The sequence below is a fragment of the Clostridium yunnanense genome (assembly GCF_016595795.1).
Lineage (GTDB): Bacteria > Bacillota > Clostridia > Clostridiales > Clostridiaceae > Clostridium_AR > Clostridium_AR yunnanense.
On sequence record NZ_JAENHN010000025.1, the window covers coordinates 8,689 to 32,857 of the forward strand.

Here is a 24,169-nt window from a genome sequence, read left to right on the forward strand (position 1 = left end):
CTGTCTTAATTTCCATTTATAGTACCCGGAACGGTTAACTTGCATTAATCTACAAAGATCCTTAAGAGAATATTTAGCTTTTAAGCTATCTATTATTTCGTACTCACATCTTTTGTAGTAACGAATTCCTTTTTTGCACCAACTCCTTTCACTATGTATCCTTTTTTTAATCTTTCAATTTCGATTTCTTGCTTTGCTACAATTAAACGAAGTCGGTCGAGTTCATTCATTGATTTGTTTGTATGCAATGCAGCAAACTTATTCCCTGGCTTCTTTTTGTTTTCTAAACCAGCTTCGCCGTCGTTTAAGTATTTGTGAATCCAAGTTGCAATCATACCACTTGAAATTCCTTCTTCCTTTGCTAGAGTTGGTCGGCCTATGCCTTCATCAAAATATTTACGAACAATACGGAGTTTTTCTTCCTTAGTCCATGTTCTATTTGAACCACCTTTTGTTCTACTCATCATAATCACATCCTTATATATAAATTCTAACACGAAAAAAGTAGACATGCTTTTTTTTATGTCTACTTTTATCTTACAACTTCAGGTGAAATCTAACCATCTGTTTTTTATTAAATCATCATACGAAATTAAGTGGTTATGCACCTTATGCTTTAATGAGCATCTCCTCCACAACCACTTAATTTCAATAATATTCTTAAACAAATACTTAATTATCTTACATACATACTCATAAAAAATATTGAAATTGAGGCAATCAAAAAACATATCGCAGGATAAGTTATCTTTTTGCTCCCTTTCTCAAACAGATAAAACCTTATACCCCATAAGATCATAGTTGCACATAGTCCTACCTGTATTGGATAATATGAGTTAAAAATCTCAGATATATAAATGAACTGATAGGTTGTAAGAAGAGTAAGAATTATATTTATGCTCGTAAATACTGCAGCCAAAGGGCTCAATATAGTTATAACTCTTTTCATCTTAGCCTCCTATAAGACCGTTAAAGTCGTCCTCTGATAATATAGCCAATCCTAATTCTAAAGCCTTGGTATACTTTGAACCAGCATCTTCTCCAACTATAACATAGTCGGTCTTTTTACTAACACTTCCTGAAACTTTTGCTCCTAGTGATTCTAATTTTTCTTTTATTTCTGTTCTGCTATATGAAGTTAGAGATCCGGTAACAACAACAGTTTTACCTTCAAAAGGATTTTCCTTGACTTCCGACTCCTCAAACCTAGGTTTTACACCTAGTGTAAGCAGCTCGTTTATAGTTGTTATAACCTTTTCTTCTGAAAAGAAATCTATTATGCTCTTAGCAACTATACCACCTATATCACTAACACTAATAAGATCTTCATAAGTTGCTTTCTCAATGTTTTCTATGTTTTTAAATCTCTTAACAAGATCCTTTGCAGTTTTAACCCCTACATTTGGTATACCTAATGCATATATGAATGAATGAAGCTTACAATCTTTACTTTTTTCCACAGCATTAAGTAAATTTTGAGCCTTTTTATCCCCAAACTTCTCTAGAGTTAGTAGACCTTCTTTTTCAAGCTTATATAAATCAGTTATAGCTTTTATATCAAGCTTTTCGAATAATTGCTCTGCTGTTTTTTCTGAAAATCCCTCAATATTCATTGCTTCTCTTGAAGCATAATGAACTATAGTCTTAACCATTTGTGGTTTGCAAGATAAAGTATTATCACAGAAATAATGCGCCCCATTAAGCATTATGTGACTTCCACAAGCAGGACAAGTAGTTGGAGGTATAATTTCTTTTGTATCTTCATTAAGCTCCCCAGCAACTCCCATTATCTCTGGAATTACATCATTAGATCTTCTAACAAATACTTCAGCTCCTATACGTACTCCTTTTCTTCTTACATCGTCCATATTATTAAGCGTGGCCCTCTTTACTGTAACTCCTGCTAATTCTACTGGTTCTAGCAGTGCAGTTGGACTAACTCTTCCACTTCTTCCTACATTCCATTCTACATCCAATAGCTTTGTTGTTGCTTCTTGTGCTTCAAACTTAAAAGCAATTGCCCACTTAGGAAACTTAATTGTATATCCAAGCAATTCTCTGGTCCTCATATCATCAATGGCAACAACTGCTCCATCTATATCATAATTAAGTTCAAATCTTATATCTTTTATATATTCTATTTCTTTTTCTATCTCCTCCATGTTATGACATATCTTCATATATTCATCCATAGGGAAACCTTTTTCTTTTATGAAGTTCATCATTTCCTCATATGTCTTGAAAGGATTTCCTTCTTTATAGCCTACATCATAGAAAAAAGCCGATAGATTTCTTTTTGCAGTTTCTTTTATATTAAGATTTCTAAGTGCTCCAGCTGCGCCATTTCTTAAATTCTTTAAAGGAACTTCTGATATTTGATTATACTTATCAAAAGCTTCTTTAGTCATTATTGCTTCGCCGTGAATCTCCAAAACATCATTACAGCTTATCTTAAGAGGAAGAGACTTTATGGTTTTTGTTTGTGCCGTAACATCCTCACCTATTTCTCCAGTACCTCTAGTAGCCGCCTTTATAAGAACACCATTGTTATCGTAAGTACAGTTTATGGTTAAACCATCAAACTTTTTTGTAACTATATATCTTATAGCTGGAAGTTTATCCTCATGGGTTCTATTATAATCCTCAATAAACTTAATATTTCTATTATTCCACTCTCTAAGTTCATCTACAGTTTGAGCTTTATCTAAGCTCCATAACCTTGCTTTATGAGTATATTTAGAAAACTCCGCAAGAGCAGTATCTCCAACTCTTTGGCTTGGAGAATATGGAAGTATATAAGAAGTTTCTTTTTCAAGAGTAACTAATTCATCATATTTTTTATCATAGTCTTTGTCTGATACAGAAGGATTACTTAAAGTATAGTATTCATATGCATACCTATTTAGCTCTTCTACTAGCTCATCTATTCTCTTTATTTTATCCATGTAAGCACCTCTCAATCTAACTGAGCTTTAAATTATAGGATTCTCTCGTTCAAAATTAATATCCTACAATCAAAAATTTATCTCATATTTAAATAACTTTTCAACTATTCTTATAAAAGTTCTAAAGGAGCGAAACTTAATAATAAAGTTTTTAAACCTTGGCTATCAAAAGCTATTGTAAGCTTAAGATCGTCACCTTCATTTATTGTTTTTATAATAGTTCCTATTCCAAACTTAGGATGCCTTATCTTTCTTCCCATAGTAGCTTCATTCTTTGTTAGCAAGCCCCCTGAGCTGCTATCTAGTGTTTCCTTTAATTTTCTAGCTGCATCAAGCATTGTTTCCTTTGAGCCGCCTCTATTTGAAGAATTGTTATTGCTATAATCACTTCTTAAGCTATGAGGATTTCTGTTAAAATCCCTTCCTCCATAGCTTGGTGAAGCCATCATTGAACTTCTTGTAGAAAGCCCTGCACTTGTATTACCTTTTACAAAATCCTTCAATTCTTTAGGAATCTCAGCTATAAAATCAGATTGCGGATATGCCACAGTTCTTCCGAAAACTTTTCTAACTTCTGCTGAAGTCATATAAAGCACATTTCTAGCTCTAGTTATTCCAACATAACATAACCTTCTTGATTCTTCCATTTCACTTTCTGAATCAAAAGATGCTGTACCCGGGAATATTCCATTTTCCATCCCAACCATAAATACTACTGGGAACTCTAACCCCTTTGCTGAGTGTACAGTCATCATAACCAAAGTGTCTGCATTTTCATCCATATTATCTACATCCTGAACTAATGCAACCTTTTCCAAAAATGCACTAAGAGATTTATCTTCTTCATTGCTCTTTTCAAAATCTACTGCTGCTGAAACTAATTCTTTTAAGTTTTCAACTCTGCTTTGATCTTCTGGCTCCTTAGAATCCTTAAGTTCTTTCATATATCCACTTTTATCTAAAATATATTCTATAAGCATTGAAACAGGAATCTGCTCAGACATATCCATTAAGTTTTCCATAAGATCTGTAAACTTTCTTATTGAGGATATATTTCTAGGTGATAAAGTTGATATATTTTCACAGTCTAGCAGAGAATTATAAAGACTATCATCAAACTCATTTGCAAAATCCATAACTTTAGATACAGTTGCATCACCTATATTTCTCTTAGGTACATTTACTATTCTTCTAAGACTTATTGAATCAGCTGGATTATTTATTACTTTAAGGTATCCCATTATATCTTTGATTTCTTTTCTATCGTAGAACTTAAGTCCTCCAATTATTCTATATGGAATATCTCTTTTGATAAAGCAATCTTCAAATATACGTGATTGAGCATTGGTTCTATATAAAATAGCAAAATCTTTATATTTTAAGTCTTTCTCTTCCATGAATTTCTTTATCTCTGAAGCTATAAATTGAGCTTCGTCATTATCAGAAAATGCTCTGTAAATTCTAATTTTTTCTCCATTTTCTGCTTCAGTTCTAAGTACTTTTGATTTTCTATTACTATTAAACTTAATGACATTGTTTGCAGCATCAAGTATATTAGCTTTTGATCTATAATTTTGTTCTAGTTTTACAACCTTAGCACCTGGATAATCTTTTTCGAAGTCTAATATATTTCTTATATCAGCACCTCTCCAAGCATAAATACACTGATCATCATCACCAACTACACATATGTTTTTATGTTTTGAAGCTAGAAGCTTTACAAACTCATACTGACATCTGTTAGTATCCTGATACTCATCTATCATTACATATTTAAATTTATTTTGATAAAAATCAAGTACTTCAGGATTGTTCTGAAATAACTCAACAGTTTTAAAAATTAGATCATCAAAGTCTAAAGCATTGTTATCTTTTAGCCTTTTTTGGTACATTATATATAAATCTGCAATTTTATTTCCTCGGAAATCACTCTCATTTTGTCTTTTATATTGAGCTGGAGTAATTAAGTTATCTTTTGCTTTACCAATCTTCGATATAACTTCTTGTTCTGTGATGTCTTTATCATTTATATTAAGTTGCTTAATACATTCTTTCACTAAAGCTTTTTGATCATAACTATCATATATGGTAAAGTCTTTTTTATAACCAAGCTTTTCTATCTCGCGTCTTAATATCTTTACACAAGATGAGTGAAATGTTGAAATCCACATACTATCTGCTCTATCTCCGATTAAGGATTTAACTCTTTCTCTCATTTCTTGAGCAGCTTTGTTAGTAAAAGTTATAGCCAAAATATTATATGGTTGTATAGCTTTTTCCTCTAACATATATGCTATTCTATAAGTTAAAACCCTCGTCTTACCAGAGCCTGCACCTGCAAGTATAAGTAACTGTCCATCTACAGTAGTAGCTGCTTCATATTGTTCCTTATTCAAAAGATTTTTCAAATCCATATAATCACTCCTTAAATATTAAAAATCGTTTAGGTTATAACCCCTTGATTTTCCCTGCATCTTACCCTCTAATCTTATGTGATTAAAAATTGACGGTATAATCAACTTTCGTTTTGTTTCCAGCTAAAAGTTATAGCAAAACTATAACATCTATAAGTTTCACCACCAAGATGTTATAGTTTTACAAATGCAAAAAGAGGAATATTATTCCTCTCTTTATTATAGTCAAGTATGGTTATATTATATCATAATTATCACTGTTATTGGTATATAAAGATATACCATTTAAAGATGTACCACTTCGCTCCGAAATCAAGTTGTGTAAGTCATTAGAATTTTTCAGATATACTTTATACATAAATAACAACTTAATGATATATACTATATATTGATTTATATTCAAAATGCAATTTTCCCGTAGCTACATGATTTATTTCTTGCATACATATTGTTACACAAATAAAAAAAATCGCTTAAGCGACCTTCTTAAGTGAGCTTTTTTACGCATCTGCTTTTCCGAATGTGTATGAGAAAAATCTGGCAGGAGAATAAGTTCTACTTTTTTATTATTTAATCTATATTATGTCTTAAGTCTGTTGGTATAACTAGCCACAGATCTCATTGAATTATAATTTTATAAAAAATAAAAAAACGCAACCCTTGGGGCTAGGTTGCGCTTCAGCAATAAGCAATAAATAAAAAGGGGGCTATTTATTCCTTTTATTTATCCTTGCAGAATTATTATATATAATTGTTTTTTAAAATGCAAGTCTATTTTGAAAAAAATATTGTAAATAATATATTACTATGAATGAAAAAAATTCATATTTTAGCAATTTATTAACACATTTAACTCTTCTTCTGTCAATTCTCTATATTCGCCTTCCTCTAAACTTTCATCCAATGGTAAGTTTCCAAACTTTATTCTTCTAAGATATACTACCTTTTTTCCTACTGCTTCAAACATTCTTTTAACTTGATGATACTTTCCTTCTTGCACAGTAACCAAAACCTTAGAGCCTTCTTCTGTAGCTTCCTGTATCTCAAGCTTAGCACTCATACATTCATAGCCGTCATCAAGTACTATACCTTTTTCAAAAGCTTTTATATCTTGTTCATTAACAGCTTTATCGATTTCAGCGTAATATACCTTATCAACATGCCATTTAGGGGATATCAGTTTGTGGTTTAGCTCCCCATCGTTAGTTATAAGTAATAACCCTACAGTATCTTTATCAAGTCTTCCTACCGGAAAAGGTTCAAAAACCTGATGTTCATGATAAAGAAGATCAATAACAGTTTCATCCCTATTATCAAAAGTCGCAGAGATTACACCATCTGGCTTGTTCATCATTAAATATATGTATTTTCTATAGAATATTTCTTCACCATTAATAACTATCTTAGATTTTTCTGGATCTAATTGTAATCCATTGTCCTTAACAACCTTATCATCTACAACCACTCCACCAGCTTTTACTAACGCCTTTATCTCTTTTCTTGAACCATAACCTAAATTTGAAAGAATTTTATCAAGTCTCTCCAAAATAACACTCCTTTTTAAATATATTGCAATTGGCTAACTTAAAAGACTGCACTCAAAAGTACAGCCTTCTTATTATACACCATTTTTAAAATAATTCATTACCTTACCTACATAATGTACTGTTTCACGAGGCATTTTATATATTTCACTTGGTGAACCTACACCTCTTCTTTGCATAGTTCCCGGACCACCATTATATGCAGCTAAAGCCATTTCTGTATTTCCATTATACTTATCCAAATATCCTTTTAGAAGCTTAGTACCACCGTTTATATTCTGCTCTATATTAAAAGGATCTGTAATTCCTAATGATTTAAAGTTTGCAGGCATAATCTGCATGATACCTGTAGCTCCAGCACTTGAAACAGAATAAGGATTAAATCCAGACTCTTGTTTTATTATAGATCTTATCAAATCTTGATTAACTCCATATTTTTGAGAGGCTGATGCTATAGCATTATCAATTCTAGCCATATCACTTCCACTTGTACTTGAACTTTTAGAGGTTAACTTTAAAACTGCATTTGAATAAGGATTTAACTTATTTAAATCCAGCTGCTTATCACCATCATAGCTATCAAGAGAAGTTTGCCCTAATTTACTAAGATCAGTTCCAGCTAAAACATTTTGATCTACTGTGGTGCCATCATCAGATGATCCCCCGCCAGTTAAAGCGCTTAATATATTACTCCCACTGTTATCCTCTGTCAGATTTTTCATAAGACTTTCCATAACCATATCAAAAGCTGGAGAATCGCCCATGGCCTGCTTCATATATGTAGAAAGCATCTGAATTCCTAACATCTGTTCTGTTTTATCTATTTTCATTAACTCACATCCTAAAGCTTAATTATACAACCAGTTTATATGTAAAAATTTTATGATAAAAACAAAAATATCCATCCTTCTTATTATCGCTATAATTATTTTATCACTTTAGAGATTTAATTGTATATTTATTATTTTTTATTTACTTTTGCAATAGCACTAGTATTTAATATAGTTCTACTTTCATTTATATTATTCACTTTTAATTCACAGTTATTCTTAATAAAGTATTCCTATATCGAAACTTAAGTTATACTTGTTCAATAATCCCTCACCTGTGTTTTTTAGTATTTATAAATTAATATTTGAGCATAAGACTTATATATTTTTTATATTTAATCAATATGTTTATAACAAGTTAGTTGCGATTATAATATCTATAAAGCTAAACAAATAAAGCTGCTATCAAAATCAAATGATAGCAGCCTCAATTAAATTCTATGCTTCAACTTTAAATTCTACAATATCATAATCTTCATAAGCACATTTCTTATAATAACTTTTTGCAAGAACCAATATTCTGTATGAACCTTCTATAAATGGCATCAAAGTGTAGTAACTTTTTCTTGAATACTTCTGTACCAATATCCAATTTCCTTTTTCCATTAGATAGAATTCATAACAAACCTCTTTTCCACCACAACTTTCCACATTGAAGTTTATTTCATCACTAATCTTATAAGAGGTCTTATTGCATAGTATCTTAGTTCCAGTTACCGGTGGCGCTTCATTTACATAAATGGTAATGGATTTTTTGCTATCAAACCCTTCGATGCATTTTTTATTTTTCGCATACATCTCTACCATATACTTACCAGCTCTTTTTGGCTTAAAAGTAAACTTTTTATTGGTTATAAAATCTGTCTCTTCAACTGTATGACCATCAATTGATATCTCATACTTTACTAAGGTATCCTTAGTATTTTGGCTTATTACCTCAAATTCAACATCATCATCTATAAGATAATACTCTTTAGATGGTAGAAGCACATAATCTATATTCCCTTCAACGTACTCTTTAACATTAAAATATATAAATTGATGGCTATCATATTCTTTATCTGAATATTTATCTTTCACCTTAATCTCAAGTTCGTATTCTCCAGAGATCTCAGGTGTAAAGTTAACCCAGTTAGCATTTCCATAGCTTACTCTTTCTTTTTCTTTTTTATCCTTATAAACTACAAAGCTATACTTTGGATCTATACCACCTTCAGTTATAACCTTTATATTTATTGGCTCATTTATTATATAGTGATTATTTCTATCCACAACTATATCAGTTATTTTTACAACCTTTTGTCTTTTTTTCTCCACAAAGAACTCTAGACTCTTCTTATCTTCATATTCACCTGTAAAAGATTCATCTCTAACAAACAAAGTAATTCTATATTGCCCTTCATATTTAGGTTCCCACAGAAAACTGCTTGTCCTTATATATCCTGAATCTTCACCATAATTACCATCAATTTTAAACTTGTATAACAAGTGCTTTCCACCTTCAACTACAGCTCTAAGTAAAATCTTACTTCCTTCTGCTTGAGGTGAGTTAAGATCAGTAGTAAAGCTCTTTATATTTATAGCATGATACGGCTTTACCTCATACACCATTACAGCCCTATCATCATATTCTCTCTCCGAATACATATCTCTTGCTAAACATAATATCTTATAACTTCCAGGTATCTTTTCACAAAAACTTACCATTCTCCTTGAAGAATAATCTTGTATACAAACCGTCTTACCCTCTGGATTGATCTTCAAAAACTTATATAAGGTTGTTCTAGTATCATCTTGCCTTGTATATACTTGAAATATCAGTTCTTCTTCAACTAGAAGATCACTAGTAAGACATTTAAAATCTACAATCTCAGGTCTTGCTATATCTTTAACTCTAAAAGATACTGTCTTAAAGTCATCAAAATTATCTTTTGACTCAGGAACCTTACATTCAACCAATATATCATGTTTGCCCACTTCAGTAGCAGTGAAAGACAAGGTATTTTCTGTGCAATAATCTTTTATTAGTTCCCAACCATCTTTTCCACTAATCCAATATTTATACATAGATGGAGCACTGTTAGTTTCAACCTGAATAGTTATCTTTTTTCCTATTTCAATTTCTTCACTTTCTATATATACCTCTTTAATGAGATTTTCCGGTTTTTCACCAATGAGAAAATCACTTCTTACTATAAAATCAAAAGGCTTTTTAGACCCTTCTTTTTTAACTTGTACCATTATAAAATACTTACCATCATTCTTTGGTATCCAAGTACAGCTAGTATCTTTTGAAAAGTCCTTAATCTCATCCCATATACCATCTTTCCCCACTAAAAACTTAAAAAAATACTCTTCCCCTGAATAATTACCTATACTTATACCTATTGATGTATCTTTTTCTTGAGGACTATTTTTGTCAAATACTAGAACTAACTCTTCCATAAAATCTCAGCACCTCTTGTTTATTATTTTCACCCTTTAGTACACAATCTAATTAAATGCTATATTTTCAGTAAAAGTTATTAATATATAAGTCTACATTAATAACTTTATCTATATTTGCCAACTACATATCAAAATAATTATATTACATTTCCCATTAATTGTAAAACCATTGTTTTATTTTTGCATACTTAATTTGTATCTTTCAGAAAACTCTTACTTTTCATGATAAGACATAGAGTATTAAATAACAAGCTAAAGATTCCAATATTATCTATAAGCGATATACTAATTATCAATTTAACAGTACTATTAAAGCTATGTTTTAGAATATTATTAAAATCATATTAATTCTTTGCATAAGCTCATTAAAGCATAGGATTCATAACCACTAAATTTCATAAAGTTAAAATAAAAGGCTTGAAAGATGTTTTATCATTCTTTCAAGCCTTTTTCTATTAACCTCTTTAAGGATGTATATAGCCTTACATCATCTTCTTCAGTTCTTTTCTTATGAGTTCCAGTCCTTCCACCACTTCTTCTAACTTTTTGAGATATATGCCTTTCAAAAAGCAATCTGTCAATATTTTTATCATCATATATACTACCTTTTGGATTTAATGCATAACAACCTCTTCCTAAAACCATGGCTGCCACCCCGTAATCTTGAGTTATTATTATATCACCTTTCTTAGCGTTGTTTATTATATACATATCTACACTTTGAAACCCACTCTCCACAATAACGACCCTGCTATAATCTGATGATATTAAATGATGCATATCACAATATATATCAACTTCTATATTATGTTCCTTAGCTGCTTTTTCTATATACAATTTACCGGGACAACCATCACCATCTACAATTATTTTCATACTTTTCTCCTTCTTAATTTTTAACTCCTTAATATATAGATACTTCACCTCTTATCAGTAAAACTTAGTTACTAATTCTACCAACCATTAATAAGAAATAATTACTTAGCCAAATTTTATTTGAAATTGATTTATACTAAGTCTTTCCTTTAATATCATACACAATTTAATATTATTATTTCAATTAAGATACTTCCATTATACTCTTTTGATACTCCTATAAAAAAATATGTGTAACAATATTGTTAAAATCATATTAATTCTTTGCGTAAGCTCATTAAAGCATTTGATGTATAACCATTTAATTTCAACACAGTGCTTTAACAAATACTGAAATTAATAGAAACTCAGCACTAATGCTGAGTTTCTTAAAAAGAATTATAATCTACCTTCAAGTTCTTTCTTTAAATCTTCAAAGCCTGGTTTTCCAAGTAGAGCAAACATGTTTTTCTTGTATGCTTCAACACCTGGTTGATCAAATGGGTTTATTCCTAATAAGTGACCACTGATACCACATGCTTTTTCAAAGAAATATACTAATTGTCCAAAGTAGTATGCTGAAAGTTCTGGAACATTAACTATAACGTTAGGAACTCCACCATCATTGTGAGCTAATACAGTACCTTGGAAAGCTTTCTTATTTACGAAATCCATAGTTTTTCCTGCTACGAAGTTTAATCCATCTACATTATCTTCAGTAGCTTCTATAGTTATTTCTTTCTTAGCTTTTTCTACGCTTATAACTGTTTCAAATATATCTCTTCTTCCATCTTGGATATATTGTCCCATGGAGTGAAGATCTGTTGAGAAGTCAACTGCTGCTGGGAATATTCCCTTGTTGTCTTTTCCTTCTGACTCTCCGTATAATTGTTTCCACCATTCATTGAAGAAATGAACTGATGGTTCGTAGTTAACTAGTATTTCTATTGATTTACCTTTATTGTAAAGAGCGTTTCTAACTGCTGCATATTTGTAGCAATCATTATCAGCTAAAGAAGTACTTGCATAAGCTTCTCTTGCATCTGCAGCTCCTTGCATTATTTCATCTATGCTGATTCCAGCTGCTGCTATTGGAAGAAGTCCAACTGCAGTTAAAACTGAGAATCTTCCACCAACATCGTCAGGAATAACGAAAGTTTCGTATCCTTCAGCATCAGCTAAAGACTTTAATGCGCCTCTGCTCTTATCAGTAGTAGCAAATATTCTTTCCTTTGCTCCATCTTTACCATATTTCTTTTCCATATAGTCTTTAAATACTCTGAACGCGATTGCAGGCTCAGTTGTAGTACCTGATTTAGATATTACATTTACACTTATATCAAGACCTTCAACAGCCTCAAGTAACTCTGCCATATATGTTGAACTTATGTTATTTCCTACATAAAATACAGCTGGTGCTTTTCTCTTACTAGCTGGTAAACAGTTGTGGAAGTTATTTGTAAGCATTTCAATCGCAGCTCTTGCACCAAGGTAAGAACCACCGATACCTATAACTATAAGCGCATCTGAATTAGATTTTATCTTCTCTGCAGCTTTCTTTATTCTTGCAAATTCATCTTTGTCATAATTTACAGGAAGATCAACCCATCCTAAGAAGTCTGAACCAGCTCCTGTTTTGTTGTGTAACTTATTATGAGCAGAAAGAACCATGTCTTCCATATATCCTACTTCGTACTCATGTAAGTAAGGTGCAACCTTTGATAGATCTAAAGTTAATCCCTTTTTCATATTACTACCTCCAAAATTTTAAGACTAATAGTATATTATATATTTTAATATTATAAGCAATTGAAAATCGCTAATGCGCCTTTAATTTGTGATGTTTTTGGGCATCTGCCTTTTCTAAACTAATATGAGAAGATTCTGGCAAGCGATAAAAAATAAAAATGTTATCGTATGGTTTATCTTAACCACACTCTTGTAATAAATAGCATTATAAAGGTAAAAATAATTATTGCGATTATTAGCATTGGTAGTATTATTATGTATTGAGCAATCATTATAGCTAAAAGATCTTTAAAAGTAGGCCTGTCCTGCTCTTGTTCCTGTTGCATTTCTTTTATAAACTGCTCTTCTTCACTAAGTATTTTCTCTTCTTTCTTCCCAACTTTGAACAATAATTTCACCTCATATTAATTTATCATTTTGTATTATACCACAATAAGCTAGTACAAGAAATCTTTTCTATAATATTTTTCACCTTTAGAAAAAGGTTGTAATATACTCTAATTTCCTGCTCCTGCTTTGTGCTTGTATATAAAATAAAGATGACAAAAGCCTAAGCTTTCGCCTAGACTTTTATTCTTATTAATCAACTAAGTGACAAGCAACCCAATGTTCATTTCCAACATTTTTATATACAGGAATCTGCTTAGAGCATTTTTCCATAGCATAAGGACATCTTGTATGGAACTTGCATCCTGATGGTGGATTTGCTGGTGAAGGTATATCACCTTTAAGCAGTATTCTGTCTCTCTTTAAAGTCGGATCTGGTACAGGCACTGCTGATAAAAGTGCCTTTGTATATGGGTGTAATGGATTGTCATATAACTCCTTTTTAGGAGCTAACTCAACCATGCTTCCAAGATACATAACTCCAACTCTATGAGATATATGTTTAACAACACTTAAATCATGAGATATGAAAAGGTAAGAAAATCCTCTTTCTTGTTGTAAATCAGTCATAAGATTTATAATCTGAGACTGTATTGAAACGTCAAGCGCAGAAACAGGCTCATCTGCAACTATAAAACTAGGATTTAATATGAGCGCTCTTGCGATACCTATTCTTTGTCTTTGTCCACCTGAAAATTCATGTGGATATCTCTTCATATGATATGCTGCAAGACCACTTCTCTCAAGAGTTTCTGCAACTAAATCTGCAATCTCATCCTTTTTAGCTATTCCATGATCAAGCAGAGATTCACCTACAAGCTCTCCAACAGACAATCTTGGATTTAAAGAACTATAAGGATCTTGGAATATCATCTGCATCTTTGGCCTTATGGATCTTAATTCACTCTTGCTTAACTCAAATATATCTTTACCTTCAAATATTACTTTTCCTTCTGATCTTTCAAGCAGTCTTAATATAGTTCTTCCAGTAGTTGATTTACCACAGCCTGACTCACCAACTAACCCTAAAGTTTCTCCCTTTTTTAATTCAAAGGATACATCATCCACAGCCTTAACATTTCCAACTGTTTTTTGCATTATTCCAGCTTTAATAGGGAAATACTTTTTTAGATTTTCAACTTTTAATAGTGCATTATCTTCCATATTATTTCCCCTCCTCATAAAGCCAGCATGAAACCTTGTGTATAGGGCTTACGTTTATCAAAGTTGGCTGCTTATCTTTACACTTATTCATACATTTATCACATCTTAAATTAAAATAACAGTTGTCAGGCATTCCTATCGGATTAGGAACTTGACCTGGTATTGAATAAAGCTTATCACCTGTTTCTTCAGTTAGAAGCGGTTTTGATTTAAGTAGTCCTTGAGTGTAAGGATGAAGCGGATTCTTAAATAATTCTTCAACTGGTGCTTCTTCTATAACCTTACCTGCATACATTACAACTACGTAATCAGCCATTTCAGCAACCACTCCAAGATCATGTGTTATAAGCATAATAGAAGTATTAAGCTTTTTCTTTATATCTCTCATAAGATCAAGAATTTGAGCTTGTATTGTAACATCTAAAGCTGTAGTAGGTTCATCAGCTATAAGAAGTTTAGGATTACAGCTAACAGCCATAGCTATCATAACTCTTTGTCTCATACCTCCCGAAAGTTCATGAGGATATGATTTCATTATTTGATCAGCTCTAGGAATTCCAGTGATTTTTAGAACATCTATTGCTTTTTCTTCAGCTTCCTGTTTTGAAAGTTTTTGATGAAGTATTATTGCCTCAGTTAATTGTTCTCCAATTTTAAAAACAGGGTTAAGAGATGTCATAGGTTCTTGGAATATTACTGAAACTTCATTACCTCTCATATTTCTTAATTCTTCTTCAGTAAACTTTAGTATATCTCTTCCATTGAATAGTATCTCTCCACCAACTATCTTTCCTGGAGGATTAGGGATTAGTTTCATTAGTGACATGGCTGTAACTGACTTACCGCAGCCTGACTCACCAACAACACATACGGTTTGCCCTTCTCTTATATTAAAGCTAACATCATTAACAGCTTTAACGATACCACCGCCAGTGTAGAAATAAGTCTTTAAGTTTTTAAATTCTACTAAATTTTTAGCCATAATTTTATCCTCCTACACTTTAAGCTTAGGATCTAAAGCATCTCTTAGTCCATCACCAAATAGGTTTATTGCCATAACCGTTAAGAATATGCATATTCCAGGTGGCATCCAAAGCCAAGGCTGAAATTGAAGTGCATATGAATCCTGTGCTGCTTGTATCATATTGCCCCAAGTAGGTGTTGGTGGCGTTACTCCAAGACCTAAGAAGCTTAGAGCTGATTCAGTAAGAATAGCACTACCAATTCCCAAAGTTGCAGTAACTATTATTGATGCTAAAGTATTTGGAAGTAAGTGTACAAACATCTTTCTTCTATCTTTTAAACCTAGAGCTTCTGCCGCTTGCATAAATTCTTGTTCTCTAAGAGATAATATTTGACCTCTTACTAAACGGGCAAGACTTGGCCAGCTCAAGACACCTATGACAATCATAACAACATATATCTTATATTTAGGATTAATTCCCATATCCATCATAACAGCACCAATCATTATTAAAAGTGGTAAGAATGGGAAACATAATAATATATCTACAAATCTCATTATTAAAGAATCAATAATCCCACCATAATAACCAGCCATTATACCAAGTGCTGTTCCAATAATAACTTCTATAGTTACAGCAACAACACCAACAGCAAGAGATATTCTTCCGCCATACATAAGTCTTGCAAGTACATCTCTACCGAGATTATCTGTTCCCAGTGGATGCTGTGCTGTAGGATCTGCTAATGCATTTAGAAGATCTGACTTTTCCCAGAGCATTGTAGTATCTCCGCCTCTTATAAGCTCATCTATCCATGGACCTATATACGAGAAGATAACTAATGCTAACAATATATATAAACCAGCCATTGCAAGTTTATTTTTTCTTAAATTCTTCCATGCTAAACTCCAAGGGCTTTCAATCTTTTCTTTCTTATTAATAATTTCTTTAGCCTTAGGTTCTTTTTTTATCATTTATTCCACCTCCTATTTCAATCTTATTCTTGGGTCAACCAAAGCATATGCCACGTCTGCAAGTAGATTTCCTAAAAGTGTCAAAATGGCAAGCATTAAGTTCGTACCCATTAGAAGGTAGTAATCTCTTGAGTTAACTGCAGCAAGCTGAACAGGTCCTATTCCAGGCCAGTTAAATATACTTTCTGTCAGTGTTGCTCCAGAAAATAAACCTGGGATTGAAAAACCTAACAATGTAATAACAGGGATAAGTGCATTTCTTAAAGCATGTTTGTAAATAACAACCTTTTCCTTAAGTCCCTTTGCTCTTGCAGTTCTTATAAAGTCTTGTCTTATAACTTCAAGCATACTTGAACGAGTATATCTCATCCAACCTGCCACTGAACCAAGTGTTAAAACTATAAGTGGTAAAAGCATATGTCTTATAACATCTAAAAAATATGCGAAGCCAGTGTAATGACTTCCTGCTGTTGTCATACCTGAGAATGGTAGTATTTTTAGATCTACACCAAACCATTTTATAAGTAGTAGTCCGAAAAAGAACGAAGGAATAGATATTCCTATAAGTGCGAAAATAGTAAACACTTTATCAAACAGTGAATATTGCTTTGTAGCTGAAACAACTCCTATTGGAACCGCTATTAAAACTCCTAACACAAGCGAAGCAAGTGATAAGTAAAAAGAATTAGGTATAAAATCCTTCATTACTTGTGCCACAGGTTTTTGATAATACATACTTTCCCCAAGGCTTCCTTTAGTTACAAGTTCCTTTACCCAATAATAGTATTGAGTAGGTTTTGATTGATCTAAATGATACATTGCTCTTAATTCATGTTTTCTCTCAGCACTCATATGTGGGTCCATATTAGCAGTAATTGGGTCACCTGGTGCTAAAGCAAAAATTAAGAAAATGATTAAAGATATACCAACTATTGTCGGTATCATTTGAAGTAGTCTTCTTATAATGTACTGTCTCATCGTACCCCCCCTAAACTTTTTATTTTGCCTAAGCAAATAGGCTATAACTTTTATATTTTGCCGATCTAAAAATTAAAATTTCCTACATCTATATAATGAAAAACTATGCTCAAATTAACGCAATTATGAGGTTACTTTTAAATATATAGAATAATTAGATAAAATTTTTAAGATTAGCATTTTAAGGACCATATATTGCAAGCAATTAAGAATTATTAGTTAAATATAGCATGTCCAAAGCATATTTTGTTAAAATTCCAACTAAATTGTAAGAATCATCAAAATATCAACCTACTTTTGTATAAATTGCATAATATTAGCTATATAGGATATTAATTCACCCTTGAAACAATATAAAAAAGTCGCTGAAGCGCTCTTCTTCAGTGAGCTTTTTTAACGCATCTGCCTTTCCGAATGTATATGAGGAAACTTACAGGCGAATAAATTTTATTTTTTTACTGCATAGTCATAAAAAGCTTCTAAAATCATTGAAATATCTAGGCTTAGCTAATTTTAAAATTTTATATTTTCCTATACAGTTAAATAGCTTACATGTCAGCGCTTTCATAGATTTATCTTAATCTATACAAGAGAGGTAATATTAAATTTAATTAGATTTCTAAAGAAGTTTATTTTTAAGATTTATAATTATGTAAGGGTGTGAATACATATGAGAACTTGAAGAATTTACTTTTACGAAAAGCTTCAATTACAGTTACCCCCTTATCATGGATACAGCCTATTATCTATATATTTCTAGGCTAAGTTAAGAAAACGGAATTGTTAAATTTCTTAATTGCTAGCTGTATAAGTGACAGAAAAGTTTTTTAAACTTTCATTAATAAGAAAAATATATAAAAAATATTTTCTCGTTAAAAATAATTTAAGTTTTTTTCTTATCACAGATTGTTATTAAATATTATATTACTTAATAAATATTTTGTAAATACATATATTTTATTGATAACTTGCTAAATTTTTCTTGTAAAATCATAAAAAGAATAATAGTTCAATTTGTATTTTTAAAACTTTCTTCGCACTTAATATTTAAAGATATCTACCAAATTTCTGAATATACAAATTACTTCTACTTCATTTCTATTTTTATTGAACTTATTATTTTAACGTTAAATAACTCTAAATATTTTTGTATTTTTATTACATTTATAAGGTATTCTGTCTTACATGTTTACAAAAAATTAACCACACATATATCAATTCTTGTGGTTTCCCTATAGATCAGTTAACTAACCTTTGCACACTTTACATTTTTTTATATTAATTTAAATGTGATTCAATATTAAGTGATATTATTTATGCAGGCGAAGAAAGACTGTTGAAAACTGATAAATGCTACTTATAAAAGTAAAAGCCTTGTATATATGACTTTTATTCATAAAGCATTATAATCATCAGTTTTACAACAGTCCTTCATCCTTTTTATAATTCTAGTTTAACTGTACTGTATATGGATATACCCCTTCATAGTAAACTTGTTATTTTAAAATAGCTTCTCAGTTATCTTATCTGCTCTATATTATATCCTTTTTCCTTCAAGGATTTTATTATACCTTCATCACCACCTAAGTAATTAGTTGGTATAACTACAAAATAATTTTTCTTATCCTTAAGGTAACCGTCAATCTTTTCAGTATATTCCTTAATATATTTATTCTTTATACCAGCATTATATTTATTTACTATGATATTTAACTTATCAAAGGTTTCTTTTTCTCCAGACGGCACAATGTATATGTTATTCATCTTATTATCTGCCTCATCAATATTTCCCTTTTTCCATTCTTCTAATGCTTCTTCAGTTTTAGCTACACTTTCCCTATTAAAGTATTTGAGCAGTTTTACTTGTGCATCTACAACTTCATCAGGGAAATTAATTTGATCTTCAAAATTTTTATACATATCCCCAATTAGAATTATATTCTTCTTGCCCTTCCTAGCTTCATCAAAAAAATATAAATCAGGAGTATATTTAAGTCCATCCTTTCCATAGGTAGCATTATATGCAGCTACCATATCTTGAGGCAAATATCCAGCTTTCAATTGTTTATTAATTTTGCTATAGTCTGCTTTAAATTCTTTAAGCTTTCCTTTATATATGTCTATTGCTTCTTTTGAGAGATGTTTCTCAAAGGAATCTCCAGCCTTGAGCATAAATATTCGGTTTCTCTCTGAGCCATCTATCTTATCATATTCAAATTCTAATACTATCCCTTCAGACTGTTTAACTGCATCTTCAACCTTAGGGCTTAGTGGATACATATCTTTAGTACCTATTCCAATTCCAAGAGATCCATAAATATATAAATTACTACCTCCGTTAGATACCTTCCACATTGGTCCAACTATATTTGATGATGGAGCCTTTTCATCTATCTTAAGATCAAGAGCTGCATTTATTTGTCCACTTGTCTCAGTTGCTGCCGGCTTTCCATTTGTCACAATTATAAATATTATGGAACATATAAGTATTGCTACTATTTTTGTTGTCTCTTTTTTCTTATAAGTTTCGTATTCTGGAGCTTTCTTTCTCACTGCTATATATGCTGTTACTATACTTAAACCTGTCACTATGATGAACATAATCACAGTACTAGTGGCAGCCTTTGGAAGATTCATGATTATAAACATCATAAAAAGTTCATGTATGCAATATATCCAAAGACTCATATCTCTATAAAGCTTTGATTTTCTCTGACTTATCATCTTTTTATGATTTAAAAGTCCTATAAATAAAAACGGAACCAACACCACTAATGAAATATACATATTGTTATCTCTAGGGATATTATTAGTTATTAGGTAATAGGCCTCTAAAGCAAAAACTATTGAAAATAAGCCTACCCACATTCCAGCTTTCTTTATTCTGTCATTTAATTTATATTTATTGATTAGTATACCTAAGGTTATAAAAGGTACTCCAAAGCATATTCCATTTCTTGTGTATACAAAGATACTATTATATGCATTAACAATACTCTCTAGTGGTGTTCCAGTTATGAATCCATTATAACTATCTCCTAGAAGTCCTAATACATAAGCTAATATACTCAAAATCACTAAAGCTTTTATCCAATTCTTCTTTAGTAAAAGTGTAACCACTAAAATAGATAGCATCAGCGCAGGTAAATACCATAAAGCTCCCGAAACTCCATTGAACAATATGTTTTTTATTGCTATTTCTATGGTATTATTTCTCTGTTTTATATAGTTAAATACAAACACCGTATATGCCACAGAAAAACCTAAATAATAAATTAATATTCTTTTAATGTAGCTCTTTACATACCCTTCCCTATTATATTTCTCATAAAAAAAATATCCAGTTGTTATGAAAAAAAATGGTACTGCAATCCTTGCGATTACATTGCTAAAAATTGCACCTGGTACTTTACCTAAAGAATAAAATGCTGAGGTGTGTATAACAATTACTAAAATAGCACATACCATCCTCATTATATTTACACTGTCATAAGTTTTTTTAGTATTTTCCATTACTCTCTCCCCCTTACACCTTATATACGTATGCTATATAAACTTTCTGTCATAAAAAGTAATTTATTTTATAATATGGCATCTAAATATATGAAAACATAACCCTTGGATATTTCTATAGATATTTTAATTTAAGTACTTCTTTTAAATATCTTCATATAATAGCATTGTATTTATTTTTATAGAGGAGTTATCAATGATTTACAACAAAGCTTTAGTCAATCTATATACTCAAGAAAAGCTAAATGATGCCTTAATTTATTTTTATAGTTTATGGAAGAAACGTTATTTAAGAACTGTAGAAAACGTACCTATTAAAATGGAATATTTGTTTTACGCTTTAGACCAACCAACCACAAACAATGCTGTCACTGTTTCGGAAGCCATGGGATATGCAATGGTCATATTTCCACTTATGAGCAGATTTGATGCCGAGGCTAAAGATACTTTCACAAACATCTATAACTATATAAAAAACTATCCAAGTGTGTTCAATAAAAACTTAATGGCCTGGCAACAAATTAAAACTGCAGATGGAAAAATTGTAAATGCAGAGAAGCAAACAGATTCTGCTACAGATGGAGACATGGATATTAGCTATGGGCTTCTTCTTGCTCAAAAACTTTGGGGAGCTATTGATAAAATCAATTATAGACAAGAGGCTATTAATAGAATCAATGCTTTAATGGATAGTTGCGTTGATAAAACTGATTATACTCTCACATTAGGAGATTGGGTTCAAGGCATACCAAGCACTACCTTTAAAGGAGTTACAAGAAGCTCAGATTTTATGCTTCATCACTTAATCGAATTCAGTAAAGTAAATACACAAAATGCAGATAGATGGAAAAGAGTAATAGGTAGGATTGTTTCTATAATCGATGATCAAATGACAAGGGAAAGTAAAAACACAGGACTTATGCCAGATTTCTTTATAAAATCTGATGGTATCTTCATCGCCCCAAAAACTAAAATATTAGAGAGCCCTCATGATGGCGATTACTTTACTAACAGCTGTAGAACCCCTTGGCGCTACTCAATGCCTATATTATTTAATAACAGCCAAGTTACAAATCAAATTAGTACATTAAATAAGTGGATAAGACAGACAACAGCTCAAAACCCAAAGAATATAAAATCAGGGTACTATATCGCAAACGGTACTCCTGGTGCAAGCTTCGGCGAGACTAATAACTTAGCCTTCATAGCTCCGTTTCTGGTTAGCTCACTCACACAAGAAGGTAACGACAAGTGGACTTTGGACATATGGAATACTCTAATGGAAAAACCTATAGAAAAATGTACCTTCTACGAAAATACCCTTAAGCTTATGGCTATGATCATAGCTACTGGCAATTGGTTCACTCCTAGTAGTACAGATAACCTATTAAAGAGACAATGTCAGTATAGGATTTATGTTTAAATATTGTCTATTTTATGCAGAATAAAATATACATCATTTCTAATTCAACCAAAGATACTCCAATAAAATTTATAAAAATTTTATTGGAGTATCTTAAATTGTATATTCACTTTAAAAAAGAATATAATATTTGAGGAATATTACTTAAATTAGCCTGCTTCTCTACAGAGCCTATCTCAAAAGCAGCCTTAGGCATGCCATAAACAATCGATGATTTTTCATCCTGCCCTATTGTTCTTGCCCCATTCCTTTTCATAGAAAGAAGTCCTTTTGCCCCATCGTATCCCATGCCAGTTAGTATTATTCCAACAGCATTATTCTTTGAAGCCTCTGCCACCGATTCGAAAAGTATATCAACAGATGGACAATGTCCATTGACTTTATTACCTTTAAAACATTCAACTTTATACTGACTTCCAACTTTTTTAATTTTCATATGCTTATCACCTGGAGCAATTAAAATCTTCCCTTGTTGTATAAAATCTCCTGTCTCAGCTTCTTTTACTTCAAACGCCGTTGTAGCATTAAGTCTTTCCGCAAACATTTTTGAAAATACTGGAGGTATATGTTGAACTATTACTATTCCAGGTATATTGTTTGCTAACCCTTTTATCAAAGTATAAATCGCTTCGGTTCCACCAGTAGAGGCACCTATTGCAATAAGATCTTTACTATATCCTTTTTTAGTACTTTCAGTAATATTACTATAATAAACATCACTATTTATATGTGGAATTTTCGCCACAGCTGCTATCTTTATTTTTACAATCAAACTTTTAATGAATGCTTCTACATTTGTAACCGACTGCACATCTGGCTTTGTCACAAAGTCAACAGCTCCAGCATTCATAGCATCAAAAACCGCATTACTTATAGTACTTACTACAACAACAGGGATAGGATATTGCGGTATTAGCCTTCTTATGAACTCAATTCCATTCATTTTAGGCATTTCCACATCACAAGTCATAACATCAGGATTAAATTCAAGTATCTTGTCCCTAGCATCAAAGGGATCTTTTGCTTTAGCTACTACTTCAATATATGGATCAGAAGCTATTCCCATTGCCAATACTTCCCTAAAAACAATGGAATCGTCAACTACTAATACTCTAATCTTCTTCATAATCCATTATTCCTTTCTATACACCGCTGGTTTTATATATTTAAATTTAGTTTTGTCTCGGTTAAGTGATTCAGAATGACCGATAAAAAGATAACCGCCATACTCCAACGAATTATAAAACTTATCTACCAAAGCATTTTTTGTATCATTATCAAAATATATCATTACATTCCTACAAAATATAACATGAAATTTCTTTTTGAACGGAAACACTTCCTCCATTAGATTGAATCTTCTATATATAACTTCTTTTCTAATTTTATCTTTAATAGAATACTTCTGATTATCCAACTTATCAAAATAATTAATCCGCCAAGTTACTGGCAGCATTTCAACCTCTTCATTATTATATTTCCCCTCAACCGCTAGTCCAAGTGATTTAGTGGAAATGTCAGTTGCGAGTATTTTAGCATCCCATATAGCCTTCTCATTTCCTAAATACTCGTCAGTAATCATAGCCAAAGTATAAGGTTCTTCTCCACTAGAACACCCTGCACTCCAAATTCTTAAATCCTTTTTGAAAGAAGCTTTAGTCCAAAAAGGAAGTACTATTTCTTTAAAATAATTAAAATGATTTGATTCTCTCATAAAAAAAGTATGATTTGTGGTTATCTTATTTAAAAGGATAATGGCTGCCTTCCCAGTTTTATCTGTCATTACATAATCAATATATTGAGAAAAACTTTTAAAGTTATTCTCTACTAATACATTATTAAGTCTTCCTGTAACAAGTGTTTTTTTCTCATCTTTTAGATTTATTCCATAGTTACATTTAATAAAGTTAGCCAGCTGATTGAACTCTTTATCTGAAATTCCAATCATTTAACTCACCTACTCTCAGTAAGTAAATTTAT

The 24,169-nt window shown here is 31.3% G+C and carries 18 protein-coding genes; 1 reads left to right on the forward strand and 17 read right to left on the reverse strand.

Translation table 11 applies throughout. The annotated features are described in order from the left end of the window. Nucleotides 1-92: 92 nt before the first annotated feature. From JHL18_RS07420 to JHL18_RS07490, 15 genes are all read right to left on the reverse strand, one after another. A complete protein-coding gene (locus JHL18_RS07420; protein ID WP_243277823.1) occupies nucleotides 93-464 on the reverse strand; it encodes a transposase in 372 nt (123 codons plus the stop codon). A 212-nt stretch (nucleotides 465-676) separates the two neighbouring features. Further along, complete coding sequence (locus JHL18_RS07425; RefSeq protein WP_200267676.1) at nucleotides 677-949, reverse strand: hypothetical protein; 273 nt, start codon at nucleotides 947-949, stop codon at nucleotides 677-679. Between the two features lies 1 nt (nucleotide 950). Next, nucleotides 951-2,945: an NAD-dependent DNA ligase LigA gene (gene ligA / locus JHL18_RS07430; RefSeq protein ID WP_200267678.1), complete on the reverse strand. Its 1,995-nt coding sequence runs from the start codon at nucleotides 2,943-2,945 to the stop codon at nucleotides 951-953. 110 nt (nucleotides 2,946-3,055) lie between these two features. After that, on the reverse strand, nucleotides 3,056-5,359 hold the full coding sequence (gene pcrA / locus JHL18_RS07435) for a DNA helicase PcrA (protein WP_200267680.1): 2,304 nt from the start codon (nucleotides 5,357-5,359) through the stop codon (nucleotides 3,056-3,058). An 829-nt stretch (nucleotides 5,360-6,188) separates the two neighbouring features. Further along, nucleotides 6,189-6,905 carry a pseudouridine synthase gene (locus JHL18_RS07440; protein ID WP_200267682.1) on the reverse strand — a complete coding sequence of 239 codons (717 nt, stop codon included), beginning with the start codon at nucleotides 6,903-6,905 and terminating at the stop codon, nucleotides 6,189-6,191. 72 nt (nucleotides 6,906-6,977) lie between these two features. After that, nucleotides 6,978-7,733, reverse strand: coding sequence for a lytic transglycosylase domain-containing protein (locus JHL18_RS07445; RefSeq protein ID WP_243277824.1), 756 nt, complete (start codon nucleotides 7,731-7,733; stop codon nucleotides 6,978-6,980). A 438-nt stretch (nucleotides 7,734-8,171) separates the two neighbouring features. Further along, the gene (locus JHL18_RS07450) at nucleotides 8,172-10,178 is read right to left on the reverse strand and encodes a triple tyrosine motif-containing protein (protein ID WP_200267685.1); all 2,007 of its coding nucleotides are present in this window, start codon (nucleotides 10,176-10,178) and stop codon (nucleotides 8,172-8,174) included. A gap of 435 nt (nucleotides 10,179-10,613) precedes the next feature. Further along, nucleotides 10,614-11,057, reverse strand: a complete 444-nt coding sequence (locus tag JHL18_RS07455; RefSeq protein ID WP_200267687.1) for a YaiI/YqxD family protein — start codon at nucleotides 11,055-11,057, stop codon at nucleotides 10,614-10,616. Between the two features lie 378 nt (nucleotides 11,058-11,435). Next, a complete protein-coding gene (locus JHL18_RS07460) occupies nucleotides 11,436-12,785 on the reverse strand; it encodes a glucose-6-phosphate isomerase (protein ID WP_200267689.1) in 1,350 nt (449 codons plus the stop codon). A gap of 173 nt (nucleotides 12,786-12,958) precedes the next feature. Next, nucleotides 12,959-13,174 carry a hypothetical protein gene (locus JHL18_RS07465; RefSeq protein ID WP_200267911.1) on the reverse strand — a complete coding sequence of 72 codons (216 nt, stop codon included), beginning with the start codon at nucleotides 13,172-13,174 and terminating at the stop codon, nucleotides 12,959-12,961. Between the two features lie 190 nt (nucleotides 13,175-13,364). After that, nucleotides 13,365-14,336 (reverse strand): ABC transporter ATP-binding protein, encoded by a 972-nt coding sequence (locus tag JHL18_RS07470; RefSeq protein ID WP_200267691.1) that lies wholly within the window; start codon nucleotides 14,334-14,336, stop codon nucleotides 13,365-13,367. A gap of 1 nt (nucleotide 14,337) precedes the next feature. After that, nucleotides 14,338-15,318: an ABC transporter ATP-binding protein gene (locus JHL18_RS07475; protein WP_200267693.1), complete on the reverse strand. Its 981-nt coding sequence runs from the start codon at nucleotides 15,316-15,318 to the stop codon at nucleotides 14,338-14,340. Nucleotides 15,319-15,330: 12 nt separating this feature from the next. Further along, on the reverse strand, nucleotides 15,331-16,275 hold the full coding sequence (opp4C, locus tag JHL18_RS07480) for an oligopeptide ABC transporter permease (protein WP_200267695.1): 945 nt from the start codon (nucleotides 16,273-16,275) through the stop codon (nucleotides 15,331-15,333). A 12-nt stretch (nucleotides 16,276-16,287) separates the two neighbouring features. Beyond that, nucleotides 16,288-17,253 (reverse strand): ABC transporter permease, encoded by a 966-nt coding sequence (locus JHL18_RS07485; protein ID WP_200267697.1) that lies wholly within the window; start codon nucleotides 17,251-17,253, stop codon nucleotides 16,288-16,290. Between the two features lie 1,518 nt (nucleotides 17,254-18,771). After that, nucleotides 18,772-20,766 (reverse strand): acyltransferase family protein, encoded by a 1,995-nt coding sequence (locus JHL18_RS07490; RefSeq protein ID WP_200267699.1) that lies wholly within the window; start codon nucleotides 20,764-20,766, stop codon nucleotides 18,772-18,774. 196 nt (nucleotides 20,767-20,962) lie between these two features. On the opposite strand from JHL18_RS07490, the gene JHL18_RS07495 reads away from it, so the two are divergent. Beyond that, complete coding sequence (locus JHL18_RS07495) at nucleotides 20,963-22,189, forward strand: glycosyl hydrolase family 8 (RefSeq protein WP_200267701.1); 1,227 nt, start codon at nucleotides 20,963-20,965, stop codon at nucleotides 22,187-22,189. 106 nt (nucleotides 22,190-22,295) lie between these two features. Here the strand turns inward: JHL18_RS07495 and JHL18_RS07500 are convergent, their stop codons facing one another. Both JHL18_RS07500 and JHL18_RS07505 read right to left on the reverse strand, forming a co-directional pair. Further along, entirely contained in the window at nucleotides 22,296-23,315 is a 1,020-nt protein-coding gene (locus JHL18_RS07500) for a protein-glutamate methylesterase/protein-glutamine glutaminase (RefSeq protein ID WP_200267703.1), read from the reverse strand. A gap of 6 nt (nucleotides 23,316-23,321) precedes the next feature. After that, nucleotides 23,322-24,137 carry a CheR family methyltransferase gene (locus tag JHL18_RS07505; RefSeq protein WP_200267704.1) on the reverse strand — a complete coding sequence of 272 codons (816 nt, stop codon included), beginning with the start codon at nucleotides 24,135-24,137 and terminating at the stop codon, nucleotides 23,322-23,324. Nucleotides 24,138-24,169 lie beyond the last annotated feature (32 nt).